Source organism: Mycobacterium palustre (assembly GCF_002101785.1).
Classification (GTDB): Bacteria; Actinomycetota; Actinomycetes; order Mycobacteriales; family Mycobacteriaceae; genus Mycobacterium; species Mycobacterium palustre.
In genome coordinates this window covers 1-20,967 of the sequence record NZ_LQPJ01000114.1, presented here as the reverse complement: position 1 = coordinate 20,967, position 20,967 = coordinate 1, and the positions used below count along the sequence as shown (strand labels likewise).

The 20,967-nt window shown below is 71.9% G+C and carries 22 protein-coding genes and 1 pseudogene; 10 read left to right on the top strand and 13 right to left on the bottom strand.

Annotated features, from left to right (window positions below; genetic code table 11):
• The first annotated feature begins 4 nt into the window (after positions 1-4).
• Both AWC19_RS17930 and AWC19_RS17925 read left to right on the top strand, forming a co-directional pair.
• The gene (locus tag AWC19_RS17930) at positions 5-661 is read left to right on the top strand and encodes a glycosyltransferase family 2 protein (RefSeq protein WP_085079408.1); all 657 of its coding nucleotides are present in this window, start codon (positions 5-7) and stop codon (positions 659-661) included.
• Complete coding sequence (locus AWC19_RS17925) at positions 658-1,332, top strand: TIGR04282 family arsenosugar biosynthesis glycosyltransferase (protein WP_085079407.1); 675 nt, start codon at positions 658-660, stop codon at positions 1,330-1,332. The genes AWC19_RS17930 and AWC19_RS17925 overlap by 4 nt, the downstream gene beginning before the upstream one ends.
• A 7-nt stretch (positions 1,333-1,339) precedes the next feature.
• Here the strand turns inward: AWC19_RS17925 and AWC19_RS17920 are convergent, their stop codons facing one another.
• The 11 genes and pseudogenes from AWC19_RS17920 to AWC19_RS17870 all read right to left on the bottom strand — a co-directional run bounded on the left by AWC19_RS17920 (position 1,340) and on the right by AWC19_RS17870 (position 10,136).
• Entirely contained in the window at positions 1,340-2,692 is a 1,353-nt protein-coding gene (locus AWC19_RS17920) for a hypothetical protein (protein WP_085079424.1), read from the bottom strand.
• A gap of 11 nt (positions 2,693-2,703) precedes the next feature.
• Complete coding sequence (gene menE / locus AWC19_RS17915; RefSeq protein ID WP_211284946.1) at positions 2,704-3,804, bottom strand: o-succinylbenzoate--CoA ligase; 1,101 nt, start codon at positions 3,802-3,804, stop codon at positions 2,704-2,706.
• Between the two features lie 50 nt (positions 3,805-3,854).
• Positions 3,855-4,157 (bottom strand): DUF3349 domain-containing protein, encoded by a 303-nt coding sequence (locus AWC19_RS17910; RefSeq protein WP_085079405.1) that lies wholly within the window; start codon positions 4,155-4,157, stop codon positions 3,855-3,857.
• A 51-nt stretch (positions 4,158-4,208) separates the two neighbouring features.
• Complete coding sequence (locus AWC19_RS17905; protein WP_085079404.1) at positions 4,209-4,514, bottom strand: hypothetical protein; 306 nt, start codon at positions 4,512-4,514, stop codon at positions 4,209-4,211.
• Between the two features lie 16 nt (positions 4,515-4,530).
• A pseudogene (locus tag AWC19_RS17900) lies at positions 4,531-5,725 on the bottom strand (anion permease).
• Positions 5,726-5,818: 93 nt separating this feature from the next.
• A complete protein-coding gene (locus AWC19_RS17895) occupies positions 5,819-6,229 on the bottom strand; it encodes a VOC family protein (protein WP_085079402.1) in 411 nt (136 codons plus the stop codon).
• A gap of 24 nt (positions 6,230-6,253) precedes the next feature.
• Entirely contained in the window at positions 6,254-7,150 is an 897-nt protein-coding gene (locus AWC19_RS17890) for an SDR family oxidoreductase (RefSeq protein ID WP_085079401.1), read from the bottom strand.
• A gap of 33 nt (positions 7,151-7,183) precedes the next feature.
• Positions 7,184-8,086 (bottom strand): 1,4-dihydroxy-2-naphthoyl-CoA synthase, encoded by a 903-nt coding sequence (locus tag AWC19_RS17885; RefSeq protein ID WP_085079400.1) that lies wholly within the window; start codon positions 8,084-8,086, stop codon positions 7,184-7,186.
• On the bottom strand, positions 8,083-8,772 hold the full coding sequence (locus tag AWC19_RS17880; RefSeq protein WP_085079399.1) for a hypothetical protein: 690 nt from the start codon (positions 8,770-8,772) through the stop codon (positions 8,083-8,085). Before AWC19_RS17880 ends, AWC19_RS17885 begins: the two co-directional genes overlap by 4 nt.
• A gap of 4 nt (positions 8,773-8,776) precedes the next feature.
• A complete protein-coding gene (locus AWC19_RS17875; protein WP_085079398.1) occupies positions 8,777-9,232 on the bottom strand; it encodes a nitroreductase family deazaflavin-dependent oxidoreductase in 456 nt (151 codons plus the stop codon).
• A gap of 10 nt (positions 9,233-9,242) precedes the next feature.
• A complete protein-coding gene (locus AWC19_RS17870) occupies positions 9,243-10,136 on the bottom strand; it encodes an aldo/keto reductase (protein ID WP_085079397.1) in 894 nt (297 codons plus the stop codon).
• A 90-nt stretch (positions 10,137-10,226) separates the two neighbouring features.
• On the opposite strand from AWC19_RS17870, the gene AWC19_RS17865 reads away from it, so the two are divergent.
• Positions 10,227-10,763: a TetR/AcrR family transcriptional regulator gene (locus AWC19_RS17865; protein WP_085079423.1), complete on the top strand. Its 537-nt coding sequence runs from the start codon at positions 10,227-10,229 to the stop codon at positions 10,761-10,763.
• 24 nt (positions 10,764-10,787) lie between these two features.
• Here AWC19_RS17865 and fadD8 read toward each other — a convergent pair whose 3' ends face one another.
• The gene (gene fadD8, locus AWC19_RS17860; RefSeq protein ID WP_372508710.1) at positions 10,788-12,422 is read right to left on the bottom strand and encodes a fatty-acid--CoA ligase FadD8; all 1,635 of its coding nucleotides are present in this window, start codon (positions 12,420-12,422) and stop codon (positions 10,788-10,790) included.
• Between the two features lie 95 nt (positions 12,423-12,517).
• On the opposite strand from fadD8, the gene AWC19_RS17855 reads away from it, so the two are divergent.
• The 6 genes from AWC19_RS17855 to AWC19_RS17830 all read left to right on the top strand — a co-directional run bounded on the left by AWC19_RS17855 (position 12,518) and on the right by AWC19_RS17830 (position 19,297).
• Positions 12,518-14,122: an amidohydrolase gene (locus AWC19_RS17855; protein ID WP_085079395.1), complete on the top strand. Its 1,605-nt coding sequence runs from the start codon at positions 12,518-12,520 to the stop codon at positions 14,120-14,122.
• 50 nt (positions 14,123-14,172) lie between these two features.
• On the top strand, positions 14,173-15,090 hold the full coding sequence (locus AWC19_RS17850; RefSeq protein ID WP_372508711.1) for an o-succinylbenzoate synthase: 918 nt from the start codon (positions 14,173-14,175) through the stop codon (positions 15,088-15,090).
• Positions 15,087-15,875, top strand: coding sequence for an alpha/beta fold hydrolase (locus AWC19_RS17845; protein ID WP_085079393.1), 789 nt, complete (start codon positions 15,087-15,089; stop codon positions 15,873-15,875). Before AWC19_RS17850 ends, AWC19_RS17845 begins: the two co-directional genes overlap by 4 nt.
• A gap of 61 nt (positions 15,876-15,936) precedes the next feature.
• Positions 15,937-17,574: a 2-succinyl-5-enolpyruvyl-6-hydroxy-3-cyclohexene-1-carboxylic-acid synthase gene (gene menD / locus AWC19_RS17840; protein ID WP_085079392.1), complete on the top strand. Its 1,638-nt coding sequence runs from the start codon at positions 15,937-15,939 to the stop codon at positions 17,572-17,574.
• Positions 17,571-18,104 (top strand): DUF3592 domain-containing protein, encoded by a 534-nt coding sequence (locus AWC19_RS17835; protein WP_085079391.1) that lies wholly within the window; start codon positions 17,571-17,573, stop codon positions 18,102-18,104. Before menD ends, AWC19_RS17835 begins: the two co-directional genes overlap by 4 nt.
• Positions 18,105-18,142: 38 nt before the next feature.
• A complete protein-coding gene (locus AWC19_RS17830) occupies positions 18,143-19,297 on the top strand; it encodes a glycosyltransferase family 4 protein (RefSeq protein ID WP_085079390.1) in 1,155 nt (384 codons plus the stop codon).
• A 10-nt stretch (positions 19,298-19,307) separates the two neighbouring features.
• On the opposite strand, the gene AWC19_RS17825 is transcribed toward AWC19_RS17830, so the two are convergent.
• Positions 19,308-20,132: an SDR family oxidoreductase gene (locus tag AWC19_RS17825; protein WP_085079389.1), complete on the bottom strand. Its 825-nt coding sequence runs from the start codon at positions 20,130-20,132 to the stop codon at positions 19,308-19,310.
• Between the two features lie 59 nt (positions 20,133-20,191).
• On the opposite strand from AWC19_RS17825, the gene AWC19_RS17820 reads away from it, so the two are divergent.
• A complete protein-coding gene (locus tag AWC19_RS17820) occupies positions 20,192-20,881 on the top strand; it encodes a demethylmenaquinone methyltransferase (RefSeq protein ID WP_085079388.1) in 690 nt (229 codons plus the stop codon).
• Positions 20,882-20,967: the final 86 nt, after the last annotated feature.

Here is a 20,967-nt window from a genome sequence, read left to right as displayed (position 1 = left end):
GCCGATGCCCGAGGACTCGGTCACCGTGGTGCTGCCGTGCCTCAACGAGGAGGAGTCGCTGCCGGCGGTGCTCGCCGCCATCCCGGCGGGCTACCGGGCGCTGGTGGTGGACAACAACAGCACCGACGGCACCGCCGCGGTGGCGGCCCGCCACGGCGCCCGGGTGGTCGCCGAACCGCGTCCCGGGTACGGGTCGGCCGTGCACGCCGGCGTGGTGGCCGCGACGACCCCGATCGTGGCCGTCATCGACGCGGATGGCTCGATGGATCCCGGTGACCTGCCCCGGCTGGTCGCCGCGCTGGACCGGGGCGCCGACCTGGTGATCGGGCGCCGCCGGCCGGTGCCCGGGCTGCACTGGCCGTGGGTGGCGCGGCTGGGCACCGTGGTGATGAGCTGGCGGCTGCGCACTCGCCACGGGCTGCCGGTGCACGACATCGCTCCGATGCGGGTGGCGCGGCGCCGGGCCCTGCTCGACCTCGGCGTCGCCGACCGGCGATCGGGCTACCCGCTCGAACTGCTGGTGCGGGCGGCGGCCGCCGGGTGGCGCGTGGTCGAACTCGACGTCAGCTACGGTCCCCGCACCGGCGGCAAGTCGAAGGTCAGCGGGTCGCTGCGGGGCAGCATCACCGCGATCCTCGACTTCTGGAAAGTGATCTCGTGAGCGCCCTGCCGGTGACGGTGCTGGTGGTCGCCAAGGCGCCCGAGCCCGGCCGCGCCAAGACGCGGCTCGCGGCGACGGTCGGCGACCGGCTCGCCGCCGACATCGCGGCCGCGGCGCTGCTGGACACGCTGGACGCGGTGGCCGCCGCGCCGGTCGCGGCGCGGGTGGTGGCCCTCACCGGCGACCTGGACGCCGCGGCGGGGGCCGCCGAGATCACGCGGCGGCTCGAGTCGTTCACCGTGATCGGACAGCGCGGTGCGGGTTTTGCCGACCGGCTCGCCAACGCGCACGCCGATGCCGGCTCGTGTTCCGGGGGCCGTCCGGTGCTGCAGATCGGCATGGACACCCCACAGGTCACCGCCGAGCTGCTCACCGATGGCGCGCGCCGGCTGCTCGACGGCGCGCCGGCCGTGCTGGGATTGGCGCACGACGGCGGCTGGTGGGTGCTTGGGTTGCGGAACCCGGCGATGGCCGAATGCCTGCGCGCCGTGCCGATGTCGCAACCCGACACCGGCGAACTCACGCTGAAGGCATTGCGCGCCAACGGCATCGACGTGGCGGCGGTGCAGCCCCTGTCCGACATCGACGTCGCCGAGGACGTGGCCGCCGTGCGCGACGCCTGCGCGCCCGACGGCCGCTTCGCCCGAGTCACCCGCGCGGCCGGGCTTTGACGCCCGGCTACCAGTTGGTGACCATCACGGTATTGAACAGCAGCGCGCCGGCGGCGTTAACGGCCAGCCACCACCGGTGCGAGCGCACCGGCAGCAGGGCGGGCGCCGCGGTGAGCCAGACCGTGAACGGCAGCCAGATCCGCTCCACCTCGGCCTTGCTGAGCATGCTCAGGTCCGCGCAGGCGATGGCGGCCAGCATCGCCAGCAACACCAGGTGCACGCCGGAGCGGCGGCGGATGGCGTCCCGGTCGAACAGCCGGCTGATCCCGGCGACGCCGCCCAGCCCGATCGCGCACACCACGCACGCCAGGTTGGCCCAGCTCCAGTACTGGAAGGGCCGATATTTGGCGATGCCCTGCCAATAGCGTTGCTGGACAAGGTCATAACCGTCGAACCAGTAGAACCCCGCGACGGCGAAGGTCACCGCCACCGCCAGGGCGGCCAGGGCGGCCGGCCCCAGCGCGCGCAGCGCCGCCCGCCACCGCCTCGCGCTCACCAGCACCGCCAGCGCGGGCAGCCCCAGCAGGACCAGGCCGTAGCTGAGGAAGACCGACCAGCCCAGCAGCAGCCCGGCGCCGGCGGCGAGCAGCGCGGGGAACCGAACCGCGCGGTGCACCGCCACGGCCAGCGACGCGAGCCCCCACGCGGCGACCCCGGCGAAGTAGCCGTCGGCCGACACCGCCACCCAGATCGCCGTCGGCGCCACCGCCACGAACGGCGCGGCGCGCCGGGCGGTCGGCTCGTCGGCCAGCGCGCGCACCGCGATCACGACGGCGGCCGCGGCGCTGGAGCCCGCCAGCAGGCACAGCAGCCCGGCCCACGCGCCGCCGTGCAGGCCGATGCGGTCCAGCCAGACGAACGTCAGCAGCGCGCCGGGCGGATGCCCGGACACGTGGGTGGTCCAGGAGTCGGGCTGGTAGTCGACGATCCGGCCGGCGAACGTGCGCACCGCGGTCGGGATGTCGGTGATCGTGGGCACCTGGGACAGGTACTCGTCGCGGGTGGTCAGCCGGCCGGCGAAGCCGCGCTGCCAGCCGTCGATCATCGCCAGCGCGAACGCCCACGCGCACGCAACGCCCCAGGTGCACAGCGTCAGCGCCCGCCACGAAACACGTTGCGCCACAGCGGGTCCCCAAATCACCGCGGCCACGGCGATCAAGATCGCCGGCCCGGTTCCCCAGCTGGCGTGGATCTCCCAGGCGCCGAAGATCGGCGCGGCCCCGGCGTGGGTGGCGAACCGCTCGGGGCCGGTGTCCAGCCGCGGCCGCACGCCAAAGTGCAATCGCGGCAGCACGAACGCCGCCGCCACCAGGGCGAGCCCGGCCGCGGCAGCCAGTAGCTCCCGCCGCGCCTTGGTCACGGTCACTGAGCCTATTGATCGCCGCCGGCGGCGAACCGGCGCACCAGCGCCGCCCGGTCCACCTTGCCGATGCCGCGCCGCGGCAGCCCCTCGACGAGGTGCAGCTCGCGCGGCGCGGCGGTGGCGTCCAGCGTGGCGGCCACCTGGGCGCGCAGCGCCTCCAGCGTCGGCGGCTCGAACCCGTCGCGCACCACGACCGCGGCGACCACCCGCTGCCCCAGCCGCCCGTCGGGGAGCCCGAACACCGCGCAGTCGCCGACCGCGGGGTGGGTGCACAGCGCGGCCTCGACCGGCTGCGGCAGCACGGTCAACCCGCCCGTGCTGATCGCGTCGTCGGCCCGGCCCAGCACCGTCAGCGCGCCGCGCCCGTCCAGGGCGCCGAGGTCATCGGTGCGAAACCAGCCCGGCTCGGCGAACGGGTCGGGATCGACGGGATTGCGGTAGCCCTTGGCCAGCGTCGCGCCGCCGATGACGATGCGCCCGTCGGCCTCGACGCGCAGCCGCACCCCGGCCAGGGGCACGCCGTCGTACACGCAGCCGCCGGCCGTCTCGCTCATCCCATAGGTGCGGACCACCGTGACGCCCGCGCCCGCCGCGGCGTCCAGGATCGGTCGCGGGGCCGGGCCGCCGCCGAGCAGCACCGCGTCCAGCTCGCCGAGCGCCGCGACGGCCGCCGGGTCGGCGAGCGCCTTGGCCAGCTGCGCGGCCACCAGCGACGTGTATCGCCGACCGGCGCCCAAACGCCTTACCGCGCCGGGCAATTCGCTGACGTCGAACCCGCCGGAAACGTCGAGCTCGACGGGCGTCGAGCCGGCCAGCACGCTGCGCACCAACACCTGCAGCCCGGCGATGTGATAGGGCGGCAGCGCGAGCAGCCAGGCGCCGGGCCCGCCGAGCCGGTCGTGGGTTGCCGACGCGCTGGCGGTCAGGGCGGCGGCGGTCAGCAGGGCGCCCTTGGGGGCGCCGGTGGTTCCCGACGTTGTCGCCACCAGGGCGACGTCGTCGTCGATCGCCTCTCCGACCCGCAGCGCCGGCGAGACGCGGTCGTCGTGCGCCGGCACCGCGACCAGCGCGCGATCGCGGCGCTGCAGCACCCGCTCCAGCGCGGGCATCAAGGCGGGGGCTGCCGAGCCGGATTCGACCCCGAGCGCGCGCAGGACGGCTATGCGTGGTCCTCGGCGTCGTCCGGCCCGTCGAACGGCCAGCCCTTGGCGGCCAGCCGCTCTCGCACGCGGTCGACGTCCTCCGGCGCGGGCAGCTCATCGGTGATCTGGGTGATCGCCACGCCGATGTCGATGTTGTCGAATTCGCCGCGCTCCATCAGGTCGCACGCCACGGCCTTGACCTCGTCGTTGCTCAGCCGGCGGGTCAGCAGGGCGAGCACGGCGAAGGTGTCGGTGGGCGGGACCCCCTCCGGGTATCCCGCGCGGAGCCACGAGACGATCGAATTCAAAAATCCGTTCACTTCGCTTCCCCTCCCCGCATGCGGGATCGGCTGGGTGGACGATATTCGATCCTACTTGCGGGGCGGTTTGGCGCCCAGGAAAGGCTGGCCGAGCTGGTGCGCGATGAAGTCGCGGGAGATGTACAGCAGAGCGAACACGATTACCGCCAGGACCACCGCGTAGATCGCCCAGGCGATGCCCACCAGCACCGGATTGCGGTGTGGTGTGCTGCCGTCCGGGCTGACCTCCCCGACGCCGACGGCGTGGAACCGCAGCCCGAGCGCGAACATGCCCGGCAGCGCGGCACCGGCCAACATCGAAAAGACCAGGATCTTCAAAGACGCTTCGTAGTTGAACCAGTCGCTGAAGTGGCTCATGAGGGGTTCCCCGCGCTCACGGGGTCCTGCGAGCCGGTGCGGCCGGTATCGGAGGGCGGCGTGTGCTCGTCGCCCTCGAGACCGGCGGTAAGGCCGCCCTTCCACTCGGCGTTGACGTTCTTGTGGTCGACCTTGACCCGCCGCGACCGGATGTAGATCGCGGCCGAGACCGCCACCAGCAGCCCGAAGCCGATGATGGCGCCGGGGTAGCCGCCGATCAGGTGCACGATCCAGTAGGTGATCGCGCCGACCAGCCCGGCCGACGGAAGCGTGATCAGCCATGCGACCACCATCCGGCCGGCCACGCCCCAGCGCACCTCGCCGCCGGGCTTGCCCAACCCGCTGCCCAGCACCGAACCGGTGCACACCTGGGTGGTCGACAGCGCGTAGCCGAAGTGGGTCGAGAGCAAAATGACGGCGGCCGAGGACGATTCGGCGGCCATGCCCTGCGGCGACTTGATCTCGACCAGCCCCTTGCCCAGGGTGCGGATGATCCGCCAGCCGCCCAGGTAGGTGCCCGCCGCCATCGCCAGCGCGCAGCAAACGATCACCCACAGCGGCGGGGACGCGGAGGTCTTGCTGATCGCCCCGTAGGACATCAGGCCCAAAAAGATGATGCCCATCGTCTTCTGGGCGTCGCCGGTGCCGTGCGCCAGCGAGACCAGCGAGGCCGAGCCCCACTGGCCGTACCGGAACCCGGCCTCGGTGCGTTCGGTCGCGAGTCCGCGGGTGATCCGGTACACCAGCCAGGTCGCGATGGCCCCGACCACGATGGCCAGGGCCGCGGCGACCACGGCCGGGATCAGCACGTGGGACACCACGCCCTTCCAGATCACCCCGTGCGCACCCACCGCGGCGAGCGTGGCGCCCACGATGCCGCCGATCAGCGCGTGCGAGGAGCTCGACGGAATGCCGAGGAGCCAGGTCAGCAGGTTCCACACGATGCCGCCGACCAGGCCGGCGAAGACGAGTTCGAGGGTCACGACGTGCCCGTCGATCAGGCCCTTGGCGATGGTTGCCGCGACGGCGGTGGACATGAAGGCACCGATCAGATTGAGCACCGCCGACAGCGCCACGGCGGCCTTGGGCGCCAGGGCGCCGCTGGCGATGGAGGTTGCCATCGCGTTGCCGGTGTCGTGGAAGCCGTTGGTGAAATCGAAAGCGAGTGCCGTGATTACGACGATGATCAAGAGGAACAAATCGATGTTCACAGCGCCTGATTCTGGTAGTTGGGAGATTCAATTGTCGAACGCTTAGATAGCCGAAACGCAGGTGTACCTTGACTTGTCGTCACATGTTAGCTGTTAGTTAACCCGACGTTTCCCATCGTCGCCGCGGGTGTCGCGGCGCAGCGGGTGATCGCCCGGCACCTCGACGAAGATCAGCGTGATCCCGTCGGGATCGGTCACGTGCATCTCGCGCAGGCCCCAGGGTTCGCGGCGCGCCTCGCGGGCGATCGGCACGCCGCGGCCCCGCAGCTCGGCCTGGGTCGCCTCGATGTCGCGGACCTGCAGCCACAGCGCGCCGGGGAACGGCCCGCGGGAATGGTCGGGCGAGCCGTAGCCGGCCAGCTCCAGCAACGACTGGCCGGCAAAAAACACTGTGCCCGCGCCGTATTCGCGCGCGATGGCCAGGCCGATCTCGTCGCGGTAGAAGCTCAGCGACCGCTGATAGTCCGCCGGCCGGAGCAGCATCCGGCTGGCGAGGATCTCCATAGCGTCGTGTCTATCACGGCGGGGTCAGGCGGCGCCGTCGCGGTTGGGCTGGATGCCCTGCCGCTGCATGAGCGTGTTGACCCAGCGGGGGCCGAAGGTGTCCAGCGCCTTGGCGGCGATCGCCATCCGGGGCGCGATCCGCACCGGACGGGTGCGGGCCGCGGTGACCATCCATTCGGCGGCCTCCTCGGACGTCAGCGCGGGGACCCCCTGGTAGGCCTTGGTCGGCGCGATCATCGGCGTGGCCACCAGCGGGTAGTACAGCGTGGTCGAATGCACGCCCCGGCGGCCCCACTCCGTCTCCACCACCCGGCTCACCGCCGAGAGCGCGGCCTTCGACGCGTTGTAGACCGAGAACAGCGGCGACGCCTCCGACAGCACGCCCCACGTCGAGACGTTGATGACGTGGCCGTCGCCGCGGTCGAGCATCCCGGGCGCGAACCCGCGGATCAGGCGCAGCGGCGCGTAGTAGTTGAGCACCATGGTCCGCTCGACGTCGTGCCAGCGCTCCAGCGACTCGGCCAGCGGCCGGCGGATGGACCGCCCGGCGTTGTTGATCAGGATGTCGACGCCGCCGAGGCGCTTTTCGACGTCGGCGACCAGCGCGTCGACGGCGTCGAGGTCCGACACGTCGCAGGGGATCGGTATCGCGGCGCCGCCCGCGGCGGCGATCCGGTCGGCCAGCGCGTCGAGCAGGTCGCCGCGGCGCGCGACGACGACCACGGTGGCGCCTTTGCCTGCCAGCTGCTCGGCCCCGGCCTCGCCGATGCCCGACGACGCCCCGGTGAGCACGATGCGCTTGCCGTCGAGGTCGACGGGCTTGATCGCGGGCCGGTTGACCAGCACCTGCGGTGACATCGGCGGACGCATGCTGGCCAGCACGATCTGGTCGGTGAACCGGCGGAGGGGACTCTTGCTCACACGACGGAAGTCTAGGTGGGCGCGGCTGCAGCTTTAGAAATAGCGCGGGAACGCGCTCCAATCCGGGGCGCGTTTCTCGAGGAACGCGTCGCGGCCCTCGACGGCCTCGTCAGTCATGTAGGCCAGCCGGGTGGCCTCGCCGGCGAAGAGCTGCTGGCCCACCAGCCCGTCGTCGAGCAGGTTGAACGCGAACTTCAGCATCCGCTGCGCCTGAGGGGATTTCGCGTTGATCTCGGCGGCCCATTCGACGCCGACCCGCTCCAGGTCGGCGTGGTCGACCACCTCGTTGACCGCCCCCATCCGGTGCATCTGCGCGGCGCTGTAGGTGCGGCCCAGAAAGAAGATCTCTCGGGCGAACTTCTGGCCGACCTGGCGGGCCAGGTACGCGCTGCCGTAGCCGCCGTCGAAGCTGCCGACGTCGGCGTCGGTCTGCTTGAAGCGGGCGTGCTCGCGGCTGGCCAGGGTGAGGTCGCAGACCACGTGCAGGCTGTGCCCGCCGCCGGCGGCCCACCCGTTGACCAGGCAGATGACCACCTTGGGCATGAAGCGGATCAGCCGCTGCACCTCGAGGATGTGCAGCCGGCCCGCCCGGGCCGCGTCGATAGTGTCCGCGGTCTCGCCGCTGGCGTACTGGTAGCCGGAGCGGCCGCGGATGCGCTGGTCGCCGCCGGAGCAGAAGGCCCAGCCGCCGTCCTCGGGCGACGGGCCGTTGCCGGTCAGCAGCACCACGCCCACGTCGGGCGACATCCGGGCGTGGTCGAGCGCGCGGTACAGCTCGTCGACGGTGTGGGGCCGAAACGCGTTGCGCACCTCGGGCCGGTTGAACGCCACCCGCACCGTGGCGTCGGAGACGTGGCGGTGGTAGGTGATGTCGGTCAGATCGCCGAAGCCGTCGACTTCGCGCCAGGCCCGCGCGTCGAATGGGTTGTCGCTCAAGGCTGTTGAACTCCGTCCTTGCTCATGGTGAGGTCGCCGCAGCTGATGGTCTGCGCGGAGGTCACCGCCGGATCCTGCGCGGAGGCGGCCGTCACGGTGTCGGACGCCCCGATGGTGGCCAGCGTGCCGTTCAGGTCGATCTCGGTGCGGCGGACGGTCCACTGGCCGTCGTTGCGGGCCTGCAGCGCGACCAGGTGCCGGCCGGCCGACGGCGGGCCGAGGTCGCCGCAACCGATCCCGGTGCCGCGGTCGCGCAGGTTTTCCAGGTCGAACAGAAACGGCGCGCCCTGGTTGTCGGCGACGGTCTGGATCCGGCAGTCGGCGAACGCGTAGAGGTGCGCGCCGCGACCGTCGCTGACGATGATCTGGTGCTGTCCATCCTGCTGGGCATCAATGGCCAAGGCGGACAACGGGATTGGGCTCGCCGAGGCCACCCGCACGTCGGAGGTGGCGCCGCTGGCCGTCGTGACGCCGACGACTCGCTCGGTGCGGCCGCCGTCCCGGATTTGGCCTACCCACAGGCTGTCGGCCTGGCCGTCCCAGTCGAGGTCGCCGACCGTGCGCTGCGCCGCCCCGGCCGGCGCGGGGGCGCCGCCTGGCGCGCAGCCCGTCGCTGCGAAGGACCGCCCGGCCGGGGCACCCAGGCATGCCGCGAGCAACAGCGACACCGCCAGCACGCGCCGCATGGGGCTACACCGGGTCGAGCCGGAACACCGCGCAGCGCCCGGCCAAAGCTTCGAACTCCTCGGGGCGACCCTCGGTGACGAGCCCGGCGCGCTTCATGAAGCCCACGCCGGTGGGCACCTCGGTGGGGAAGGCCCGCAGGATCGGCCGCGCGTCGCCGGGCGGCAGCTCCACCATCCGCACCGTCTGGACGCGGCGGCCGCGGGCCAGCCTCGCCCGGCCCGCGGCGCGCGCGTTGGCCACCCAGTCGGCGCCGGGGAATCCGGCGACCAGGTACTGGTGGCCGCCGACGGTCATCGGGGTCACCGGCGTCGACCGCTCGCGGCCGGACTTGCGGCCCCGCACCGTCAACACCACCGGGCTCTCGCCGCCGAAACTCAGGCCCAGCCGCGACATTCCGATGAACAGCTTGTTGGCAGGTTTCAGCCACCACGGCGGCTTGACTCGCTCGCTGTTGCCCACGGCAGCGACGTTACCCGTGACTGGGTGGGGCGACAGCGTCCAGTCGTTTTAGCGCCCCGGCGCCCAGCGTGACGCCGGCCGCTGCGACGTTCTCCGCGAGGTGCGCGACCGACCGCGTGCCGGGGATCAGCAACGTGGTCGGCGCGTGCGCCAGCAGCCACGCCAACCCGACCTGGGCCGGTGTGACGCCGAGTTCACCGGCGATCTCGGCCGCGACCGGGTTGTCGGTGACCTTGGGGACACCCGGGAACGCCGACCCGAGCGGAAAGAACGGCACCCAGGCGATGCCTTCGGCCGCGCACAACGCCACGGTCTTTTCCTGCGAGCGGTCAAGCAGGCTGTAGGAGTTTTGCACGCAGGCGATACCCGCGGGCAGTGCGCGTCGCACCACGTCGAGTGGCACGCTGCTGACCCCGATCGCGCCGATCTTGCCCTCGTCGCGCAGCGCGATCATCTCGGCCAGCTGGTCGTCGAGGTCGACGACCTCGTCGTCCCCGGCGGGTATGGTCGGCGGCAGGTCGAGGCGGCGCAGGTTGACCACCGGCACGCAGTCGAGGCCGAGCTGGCGCAGGTCGTCCTCGACCGCGGCGCGCAGCTCGGCCGGCCGCTGGGCCGGCGCGAGGGGCATCGGGTCTGCACCGGTGTAGCGCGCACCGACCTTGCTGACGATGACGAGGTCGCCGGGGTAGGGCGACAGTGCGGCGCGGATCCGGCGGTTCACCTCCCCGGGGCCGTAGAAGGACGCGGTGTCGATGTGGTTGACACCGAGTTCGACCGCGCGGCGCAGCACCGCCGCGGCGTCGTCGGGCGATGCCTCGAACAGTTGCATGGCGCCGTAGCCGATGCGGGCCACCGGCGTGCCGCCGATGGCGCCGAGGCCGCCGGGGTGGGATTGCTCTGTCATGGTGCTCCCGTCACACTGGACAAAAGCGGAGGGGCCTCCGCATGACCGCAGCCTAGCACGAAACGGAGGTGCCTCCGCTTGGCGGATTCGATGCGATCGGACGCGCGCCGGAATCGCGAGAGACTCCTCGAGGTCGCGACCGCGGCGTTCGCCGCCGGGGACGGACAGCCGGTGTCGCTCGAGTCGATCGCGCGCGAAGCGGGGGTCGGGATCGGCACGCTGTACCGCCATTTCCCCAGCCGCGAGGCGCTTGTCGAGGCGGTGTACCGCGCCGAGCTGGCCGACGTGGCGGCGGCGGCCCGGCAACTCCTCACCCACCACCGGCCCAAGACCGCCCTGCGACGGTGGATGGACCGCTACGCCAGCTTCGTGGCCGCAAAGCGCGGCATGGCCGAGTCGTTGCACGCCATCTTCGATTCGGGGGCCATCGAGCGCAGCCAGACCCTCGACAGCATCGTCGGTGCGGTCGATCTGCTGCTACGCGCCGGCGCCGACGACGGAACCCTGCGCGCCGACGTCCAGGCCGGCGACGTGGTGTCCAGCCTGCACGGGATCTTCCTGGTCAGTGGCTCACCGGAACAGACCGGCCGCATGCTCGACCTGTTGCTGGCCGGGATCGCCGCCTGAGGCCGCGGGGTCGGGGCCCGAAACCTAGCCGACGGCGCGGCCGGCGCCCTCCCAGAACTGGGCCCGCACGGCCTTCTTGTCAGGCTTGCCCAGGCCGGTGACGGGCAGCGACTCGGCGATGACCACCCGTTTGGGCGACTGCACCGAGCCCTTGCGTTCCTTGACCGCGGCCTGGATCTCGGCGGTCATCGCCTCGATCGCGGCCTCGTCGCGCGGCGCGTCGGCGCGCAGCACCACCACCGCGGTGACGGCCTCGCCCCACTTCTCGTCGGGCGCCCCGACCACGCACACCTGCGCGACGGCCGGGTGCTCGGCCACGACGTCCTCGACCTCGCGCGGGAACACGTTGAAGCCGCCGGTGACGATCATGTCCTTGACCCGGTCGACGATGTGGTAGAAGCCGTCTTCGTCCTCGCGGGCCATGTCGCCGGTGTGCAGCCAGCCGTCTTTGAAAGTCCGCGACGTCTCCTCGGGCAAATTCCAGTACCCGCCGGCCAAAAGCGGCCCGCTGACACAGATTTCGCCCGGCTCGCCCTGCGGCACCGGCTTGCCGTCCTCGCCGAGCAGCGCCACCCGCGCGAACAGCGTCGGACGCCCGCACGAGGTCAGCCGCTTCTCGTCGTGATCGCCCTTGGCCAGGTAGGTGATCGCCATCGGCGCCTCGGACTGCCCGTAGTTCTGGGCGAAGATCTTGCCGAACCGGCTGATCGCCTCGGCCAGCCGCACCGGGTTGATCGCCGACGCCCCGTAATACACGGTCTTTAGCGACGACAGGTCGCGGGTGTGCGAATCGGGGTGGTCCATGAGCGCATACAGCATCGACGGCACCACGAAGGTGGCCGTGATCCGTTTTTCCTCAATGGTTTTCAGGACCTCGGCCGGATCGAACTTGGGCAGCACGTACATTTGGCCGCCCTTGACCAGGGTGGGCAGGAAATACGCCGCCCCGGCGTGAGACAGCGGGGTGACCATCAAAAACCGCGGCTCCTCGGGCCATTCCCATTCGGCCAGCTGGATCATCGTCATCGTCGAGATCGACTGCGCGGTGCCCATCACGCCCTTGGGCTTGCCGGTGGTGCCGCCGGTGTAGGTCAGCCCGATGACCTGATCCGGCGGCAGGTCTCGGGCGGTCAGCGGCCGGGGGTCGTACTTGTCGGCCTCGGCCGACAGGTCGACGGCGACGCCGCGCAGCGCCTCCGGCACCGGGCCGATCGTCAGGATCTGGTTGAGCGACGGCACCCTTTCGAGCAGCCCCAGGGCGCGCTCCACGAACATCGGGATGGGGTCGATGATCAGCGAGCTGATCCCGGCGTCCGACAGCACGTAGGCGTGGTCGTCCAGCGAACCGAGCGGGTGCAGCGCGGTGCGCCGGTAGCCCTGGGTCTGGCCGGCGCCGATGATCATCAGCACCTCGGGGCGGTTGAGCGACAGCAGCCCGACCGCGACGCCGGTGCCGGCGCCCAGCGCCTCGAACGCCTGGATGTACTGGCTGATCTTGTCGGCCATCTGACCGCCGGTCAGGGTGGTGTCGCCGAGGAAGAGCACGGGCTTGTCCTTGTGGCGCTTGAGCGCGCCCACCAGCATGTGGCCGTTATGGGTCGGGTTGCGCAACAGCTCGTCGCCCATGGCGCCGCTCCTCCTCATCGCTTCGTTCTGCATCGTCGCCGACGCGCGTCACGGCCAAGACTAGAACGTGTTGCAATTCTGCTCAGCCGCCCCCTGGGCAACCCCGCGGATCACTAGGATCGACGCTCGTGCCCGCCGCAGATCTCGTCGTCACCGGAACCCTGCTGACCGTCGACGACGCCCGCCCCACCGCCGAGGCGCTGGCGGTCGCCGACGGGCGCATCGTCGCCGTCGGAACCCGCGCCGAGGTCGCCGGCCACATCGGCCCCGACACCCAGACCCTCGATTTCGCTGGCGGCTGCGTCATGCCGGGATTCGTTGAGGCGCACGGGCATCCGTTGATGGAGGCGGTGGCCCTGTCGGACCGCATCGTCGACATCCGGCCGGTCACCATGCGCGGCGCGGCCGACGTCGTCGGCGCGGTCGCCCGCGAGGCGGCCGCGCGGAAAGCCGACGGCGCCTACCTCAACGGCTGGGACCCGCTGCTGCAGCCCGGGCTACCAGAGCCGACGCTGGCCTGGCTCGACGAGATCGCCCCGGACGGGCCGCTGGTGATCATCCACAACTCGGGACACAAGGCCTACTTCAATTCGCACGCCGCCCGGGCCGCCGGCCTGAACCGCGACACCCCGGACCCCAAGGGCGCGAAGTTCGGCCGCGACGCCACCGGCGAGCTCGACGGCACCGCCGAGGAAACCGGCGCCGTCTTTCCGCTGCTCGCGGGCGCCATCGCGCCCGGGGATTACCCGGGGATGCTGCTGGCCGAGTGCGCCCGCCTGAACCGCGCCGGCCTGACCACCTGCTCCGAGATGGCCTTCGACCCGGGGTTTCGGCCGCTGGTCGAGCAGCTGCGCGGCGAGCTGACGGTCCGGCTGCGCACCTACGAGATCTCCAACCCGCGGATGCGCACCGACGCCAGCCCCGGCGAGGGCGACGACATGCTGCGCCAGGTCGGCATCAAGATCTGGGTGGACGGCTCGCCGTGGGTCGGCAACATCGCGCTGTCCTTCCCGTACCTCGACACCGACGCCACCCGCACCATCGGGGTGCGGCCGGGTTCCTGCGGGCACGCCAACTACACCCGCGAGCAGCTCGCCGAGATCGTCGGCGCGTACTTCCCGCTCGGCTGGCCGATGGCCTGCCACGTGCAGGGCGACGCCGGGGTGGACACCATCCTCGACGTCTACGAGGAGGCGTTGCGCCGCCACCCGCGCGACGACCACCGCCTGCGCCTCGAGCACGTCGGCGCCATCCGCCCCGACCAGCTGCGAAGGGCCGCCGGCCTCGGGGTCACCTGCAGCATCTTCGTCGACCAGATCCACTACTGGGGCGACGTCATCGTCGACGGCCTGTTCGGCCCGGAGCGCGGATCGCGTTGGATGCCAGCGGGTTCCGCCGTGGCCACCGGGATGCGGATCTCGCTGCACAACGACCCGCCGGTCACCCCCGAGGAGCCGCTGCGCAACATCAGCGTGGCCGTGACCCGGACTGCGCCCAGCGGGCGGGTGCTGGCGCCCGAGGAGCGCCTGACGGTCGACCAGGCCATCCGGGCGCAGACGATCGACGCCGCCTGGCAGCTGTTCGCCGACGAAGTGATCGGCTCGCTGCAGGTCGGCAAGTACGCCGACCTGGTGGTGTTGTCGGCCGATCCCCGCACCGTGCCGCCCGAGGACATCGCCGATCTCGAGGTCCGCGCGACGTTCCTGGCGGGCCGCCGGGTCTACCCGCGGTGAGGCCCCCGCTCGACGACCTTGTGGAGCGCCTGCACGTGGTGGCGCTGCCGATGCGGGTGCGGTTCCGCGGCATCACCACCCGCGAGGTCGCGCTGATCGAGGGCCCGGCCGGCTGGGGCGAGTTCGGGGCGTTCCTCGAATACGGCCCCGCCGAGGCCGCACACTGGCTGGCGTCGGCGGTCGAGGGCGCCTACCGCCCGCCACCGCCGGTGCTGCGGGACCGCGTCGAAATCAACGCCACCGTGCCGGCCGTGCCCGCCGCCCGGGTCGCCGAGGTGCTGGCCCGGTTCCCCGGGGCCCGCACCGCCAAGGTGAAGGTCGCCGAGCCCGGCCAAACCCTCGCCGACGACGTCGAACGGGTGAACGCGGCGCGCCGGGTGGTCGCCACCGTGCGGGTGGACGCCAACGGCGGGTGGAGCGTCGAGGAGGCGGCGCGGGCGGCGGCCGCGCTGACCGCCGACGGCCCGCTGGAATACCTCGAACAGCCCTGCGCGAGCGTCGGTGAGCTCGCCGCGCTGCGGCGCCGGGTCGACGTGCCGATCGCGGCCGACGAAAGCATCCGCAAGGCCGACGACCCGCTCGCCGTGGTCCGCGCCGGCGCCGCCGACGTCGCGGTGCTCAAAGTCGCCCCGCTGGGCGGCGTCTCGGCGCTGTTGGGCATCGCCGCGCGAATCGACGTCCCGATCGTGGTCTCCAGCGCGCTCGATTCGGCGGTGGGCATCGCCGCCGGCCTGACCGCCGCGGCGGCCCTGCCGGGCCTTTGCCACGCCTGCGGCCTGGGCACCGGCGGGCTGTTCGCCGAAGACGTCGCCGAGCCCGCAGCGCCCGTCGACGGCTATCTTCGCGTCGGGCCGGTGACGCCCGACCCGGCACGGCTGGAGGCGCTCGCCGCGCCGCCCGCGCGCCGGCAGTGGTGGATCGACCGGGTCAAGGCCTGCCACCCGCTCCTTGTACCGTCGTCCGGGTGATTAACCTGGCTTACGACGATCGCGGGTCCGGTGAGCCGGTGGTCTTCATCGCCGGCCGCGGCGGCGCCGGACGCACCTGGCATCCCCACCAGGTCCCCGCGTTTACCGCCGCCGGATACCGGTGCATCACCTTCGACAACCGTGGGATCGGCGCCACCGAAAACGCCGAGGGCTTCACGACGCAAACCATGGTCGGCGACACCGCCGCGCTGATCGAGTCGCTGGGCGTGGCACCCGCGCGCCTCGTGGGGGTGTCCATGGGCTCCTACATCGCGCAGGAGCTCATGGTGGCGCGGCCCGAGCTGGTCAGCTCGGCGGTGCTGATGGCCACCCGCGGTCGTTTGGACCGCGCCCGGAAGTTCTTCTACGACGCCGAGGCCGAGCTGTACGCCTCCGGGATCGAGCTGCCCCCCGCGCTGGACGCGAGAAACCGTCTGCTGGAAAGCTTTTCGCGCAAGACGATCAACGACGACGCGGCCGTCGCCGACTGGATCGCGATGTTTTCCACCTGGCCGGTCAAGCAGACGCCGGGGCTACGGTGCCAGCTGGACGTCTCCCCGCAGACCAACCGGTTGCCCGCCTACCGCAGCATCGCCGCGCCGGTGCTGGTGATCGGCTTCTCCGACGACATCGTGACGCCGCCCCACCTGGGACGCGAGGTTGCCGACGCGATCCCCAACGGCCGCTACCTGCAGATCGCCGACGCCGGTCACCTCGGGTTTTTGGAGCGCCCGCAGGCCGTCAACACCGCCGCGCTGCAGTTCTTCGCCGGGGTACGGGCCTAGCCGCGCGCCCGGCAAACTCCGCGCCCGCCGCGCGGTCAGCCGGTTATGACACCCTGTAGGAGTGAACCCTTCGACGACACAGGCCCGCGTGGTCGTCGACGAACTGATCCGCGGCGGCGTTCGTGACGTGGTGCTATGCCCAGGGTCGCGCAACGCGCCGCTGGCGTTCGCGCTGGCCGACGCCGACCGGTCCGGCCGCATCCGGCTGCACGTGCGCATCGACGAGCGCACCGCGGGCTACCTGGCCATCGGGCTGGCGATCGCCGCCGGCGCGCCGGTGTGTGTCGCGATGACGTCGGGGACCGCCGTGGCCAACCTCGGCCCGGCCGTCGTCGAGGCGAACTACGCCCGGGTGCCGCTCATCGTGCTGTCGGCCAACCGGCCCTACGAAATGCTGGGCACCGGGGCCAACCAGACCATGGAGCAGCTGGGCTACTTCGGCACCCAGGTCCGGGCCACGATCAGCCTGGGCCTGGCCGAGGACGCGCCCGAGCGCCTGGACGCGCTCAACGCCACCTGGCGATCGGCGACCTGCCGGGTCCTGGTGGCCGCCAAGGGATCTCGCAGCGCCAACGCGGGCCCGGTGCAGTTCGACATCCCCCTGCGCGAGCCGCTGGTGCCCGACCCCGAGCCGCACGGGGCCGTCGTCCCGGCGGGCCGGCCGGGCGGCAAGCCCTGGACGTACACGCCGCCGGTCACCTTCGATCAGCCGCTGGACATCGACCTGTCGCCCGACACCGTCGTCATCGCCGGGCACGGGGCCGGCGAACACCCCAACCTGGCGCAGCTGCCCACCGTCGCCGAGCCGACGGCACCCGCCCCGGCCAACCCGCTGCACCCGCTGGCGCTGCCACTGCTGCGGCCCAAGCAGGTGATCATGCTCGGCCGCCCCACGCTGCACCGCCCGGTGTCGGCGCTGCTGGCCGACCCGCAGGTGCCGGTCTATGCGCTGACCACCGGCCCGCGCTGGCCCGACGTCTCGGGCAACTCGCAGGCCACCGGCACCCGGGCGGTCACGTCCGGGGCCCCGCACCCGGCCTGGCTGCACCGCTGCGCGGAAGCCAACCGGCACGCCGTCGCCGCGGTGCGCGGTCAGCTCGAGGCGCACCCGCTGACCACCGGGCTGCACGTGGCCGCGGCCGTCGCCGACGCGCTGCGGCCCGGCGACCAGCTGGTGCTCGGCGCGTCCAACCCGGTCCGCGACGCGGCGCTGGTCGGTCTGGACACCCACGGCATCAAGGTGCGGTCCAACCGCGGCGTGGCCGGCATCGACGGCACCGTGTCCACGGCGATCGGGGCGGCTCTGGCCCACGAGGAGTCGCACCAGGGGCGGACCGTGGCGCTCATCGGCGACCTGACCTTCGTCCACGACAGCTCCGGCCTGCTCATCGGCCCCACCGAACCCACACCGCAGCAGCTGACCATCGTGGTGTCCAACGACAACGGCGGGGGCATCTTCGAACTGCTCGAGCAGGGCGACCCCCGGTTCTCCGACGTGTCGTCGCGGGTGTTCGGCACCCCGCACGACGTCGACGTAGGCGCGCTGTGCCGCGCCTACCACGTGGAGAGCCGGCAGATCGAGGTCGACGAGCTCGGCGCGGCCCTGGACGAGCCGGGCGCCGGGATGCGGGTGCTGGAGGTCAAGGCCGACCGGTCCTCGCTGCGACAGCTGCACGCCGCGATCAAAGCGGCCCTATGATATCGCCAAAGGCGTTGCTGCACATCCTGATTCACGGCCGCAGCGACGAGCCTCCCAAGACCCGGGCCCGGATTGCGTTGCGGTGGGCGCGGATCGCGGTGTTGATCGTGACCGCCTTGGTCACCCTGCAGTCGGTGTTGCTGGTGGCCGGCGCCTGGCGCGACGACCTTGCCATACAACACAACATGGGGGTGGCGCGGGCCGAGGTGCTCAGCGCCGGGCCGCGCCGCTCCACCATCGAGTTCGTCACGCCCGAGCGCGTCACCTACCGGCCCGAGCTCGGGGTGTTGTATCCGTCCGAATTGGCGACGGGCATGCGGATTTACGTCGAATACAACAAGCGGGATCCGAACCTGGTCCGGGTGCAGCACCGCAACGCCGGGCTGGCGATCATCCCGGCGGGCTCGATCGCGGCGGTGGCGTGGCTGGTCGCGGCGGGCGCCCTGGTCGGCCTGGCGCTGCTGGACAGGTGGCTGGACGGCCGCGACGAGGCGTCCGACCAGCAGATTTCGCGCGACGTATGCCCGTAGGCAACCTTTGCGACAGCCGACCCTGACATTGTGGTGTCGTGCGCGTTGCTATCGTCGCCGAGTCGTTCCTCCCCAATGTCAACGGTGTCAGCAATTCCGTGCTGCGCGTCTTAGAGCACCTGCGCAAAACGGGGCACGAGGCCCTCGTCATCGCACCCGACAACCCGCCGGGCCGGCCCAGGGCCGAGCGCATTCACGACGGCATCCGGGTGCACCGGGTGCCGTCGCGCATGTTCCCGAAGGTGACGACGCTGCCGCTGGGTGTGCCGATGCCGCGAATGCTCAAGGTGCTGCGCGGATTCGATCCGCACGTCGTGCACCTGGCGTCGCCGGCGCTGCTCGGCTACGGCGGGGTGCTGGCGGCGCGCCGGCTCAAGGTGCCGACGGTCGCGGTGTACCAGACCGACGTCCCCGGCTTCGCGGCGAGCTACGGCATTCCGATGACCACCCGCGCGGCGTGGGCGTGGTTCCGCCACCTGCACGGCCTCGCCGACCGCACCCTGGCGCCGTCCAGCGTCACGATGGAATCCCTTGTGGCACATGGGTTTCCAAGGGTGCATCGGTGGGCGCGCGGCGTCGACGTGCTGCGCTTCGCGCCGTCGGCGCGCAGCGAGGGGCTCAGGCGGCGCTGGTCGCCGCACGGCAAGCCGATCGTCGGGTTCGTGGGCCGGCTGGCACCGGAAAAACACGTCGAGCGCCTGATTGCGCTCAGCGCCACCGGTTCGGTGCAGGTCGTCGTCGTCGGTGACGGCGTCGACCAAGCCAAGCTGCAATCGGCCATGCCCACAGCGGTTTTCACCGGCGCGCTGTACGGCGACGAGCTGGCAGCCGCCTACGCGAGCATGGACGTGTTCGTGCACACCGGAGAGCACGAGACGTTTTGTCAGGTCGTGCAGGAGGCGCTCGCCTCCGGGCTGCCGGTCATCGCTCCGGATGCCGGCGGGCCGCGCGACCTGGTGGCGCCATACCGCACCGGACTCCTGTTGCCCGTCAACGAATTCGAGACGCGGCTGCCCGGCGCCGTCGATCACCTGATCGCGGAACGGCACCGCTATGCGCCCGCCGCCCGGCGCAGCGTGCTCGGCCGCAGCTGGCCGGTCATCTGCGACGAGCTGCTGGGCCACTACGAGGCGGTGCTGCCGCCATTCACCCGGCGGCGGGTGTCCGCCAAGCGTTATGCCTTGGGCGAGTAGGGCTTTGCGTTCAGCCCTGCGCCAGCTCCGCGACCGGCTGCCACTGCTCCCAGTTGCGTAACCGGCTCTCGTAGTCGGCCTTGGTCGTCTGAAGCGGGGTGGCGCCGAAGAACACCCGCAGCGGCGGCTCCTGCGCGTCGACCACCTTCAGCAGGGCCGCGGCGGACGCCTCGGGGTTGCCCGGGGCGGCCCAGCGCTTGCTGCGTTCGGCCTGAACGGCCGCGCGCACGTCGTCGTACGCCGGCAGCGGATCGGCGTGCTTGGCCGAGGGGCCGGCCCAGTCGGTGTCGAAGCCGCCCGGCTCGATCAAGGTCACGTGGATTCCGAACGGGGCGACCTCCCGGGCCAGCGCCTGCGAGAAGCCCTCCAGCGCCCACTTGGACGCGTGGTAGGCGCCGATCCCGGGGAACGGGGTGATGCCCCCGATCGACGACACCTGGATGATGTGCCCGCTGCCCCGCTCACGCAGGTAGGGCAGCGCGGCCTGGGTGACCCACAGCGCGCCGAACACGTTGGTCTCGATCTGGTCGCGCGCCTCCCGCTCGGAGAGCTCTTCGACGAAGCCGAACTGGCCGTAGCCGGCGTTGTTGACCACGATGTCCAGCCGCCCGAAGTGGTCGTGCGCCCGCCCGACCGCCGCGAAGTCGGCGTCGCGGTCGGTGACGTCCAGCCGGATCGGCAACAGCGCGTCGCCGTATTTCTCCGCCAGCTCGTTTAGCGTCGCGGTGTCGCGCGCGGTCGCGGCGACCCTGTCGCCCCGCTCCAGCGCGGCGATCGCCCACGCCCGCCCGAAGCCCCGTGATGTACCGGTGATAAACCAAACTTTTTCAGCCACGAAGCGCTACAACGCGTTCGTCGGCGCCGCATTCCCGCACGGCCGGTACCGTTGCCGTCGTGAGCCGCGCCGCGCTGGACAAGGACCCCCGGGACGTCGCCTCGATGTTCGACGGGGTCGCGCGGCGGTACGACCTGACCAACACCGTGCTGTCGCTGGGCCAGGACCGGCGCTGGCGGCGCGCCACCCGCTCGGCGTTGGGGATCGGGCCCGGCCAGAGGGTGCTCGACCTTGCCGCGGGGACCGCCGTATCCACCGTGGAGCTGCAGAGATCGGGGGCGTGGTGTGTGGCCGCCGACTTCTCGGTCGGCATGCTGGCGGCCGGCGCCGCGCGCAGGGTGCCCAAGGTCGCCGGCGACGCCACCAGGCTGCCCTTCGGCGACGGGGTGTTCGACGCGGTCACCATCAGCTTCGGGTTGCGCAATGTGGCCGACACCCAGGCCGCGCTGCGTGAGATGTTGCGCGTCACCCGCCCCGGCGGGCGGTTGGTGGTCTGCGAGTTCTCCACTCCCACCAACGCGCTGTTCGCGAACGTCTACAAGGAATATCTGATGCGGGCGCTGCCGCGGGTGGCGCGGGCGGTGTCGAGCAACCCCGAGGCATACTCCTACCTCGCCGAGTCGATCAGGGCGTGGCCGGATCAGGCCGGGCTGGCGGCGCGGATTTCAGCGGCCGGATGGTCGGCGGTGCGGTGGCGCAACCTGACCGGCGGCATCGTCGCGCTGCACGCCGGACACCGGCCGGCCTAAAGCCCTAGCTGTACTCGGCCAGGACGTTGGTAGCAGGCGTGTCGGCTTGATGTGAGGAGAACCCCCGGGTGGGGTGTGGCGTGTCG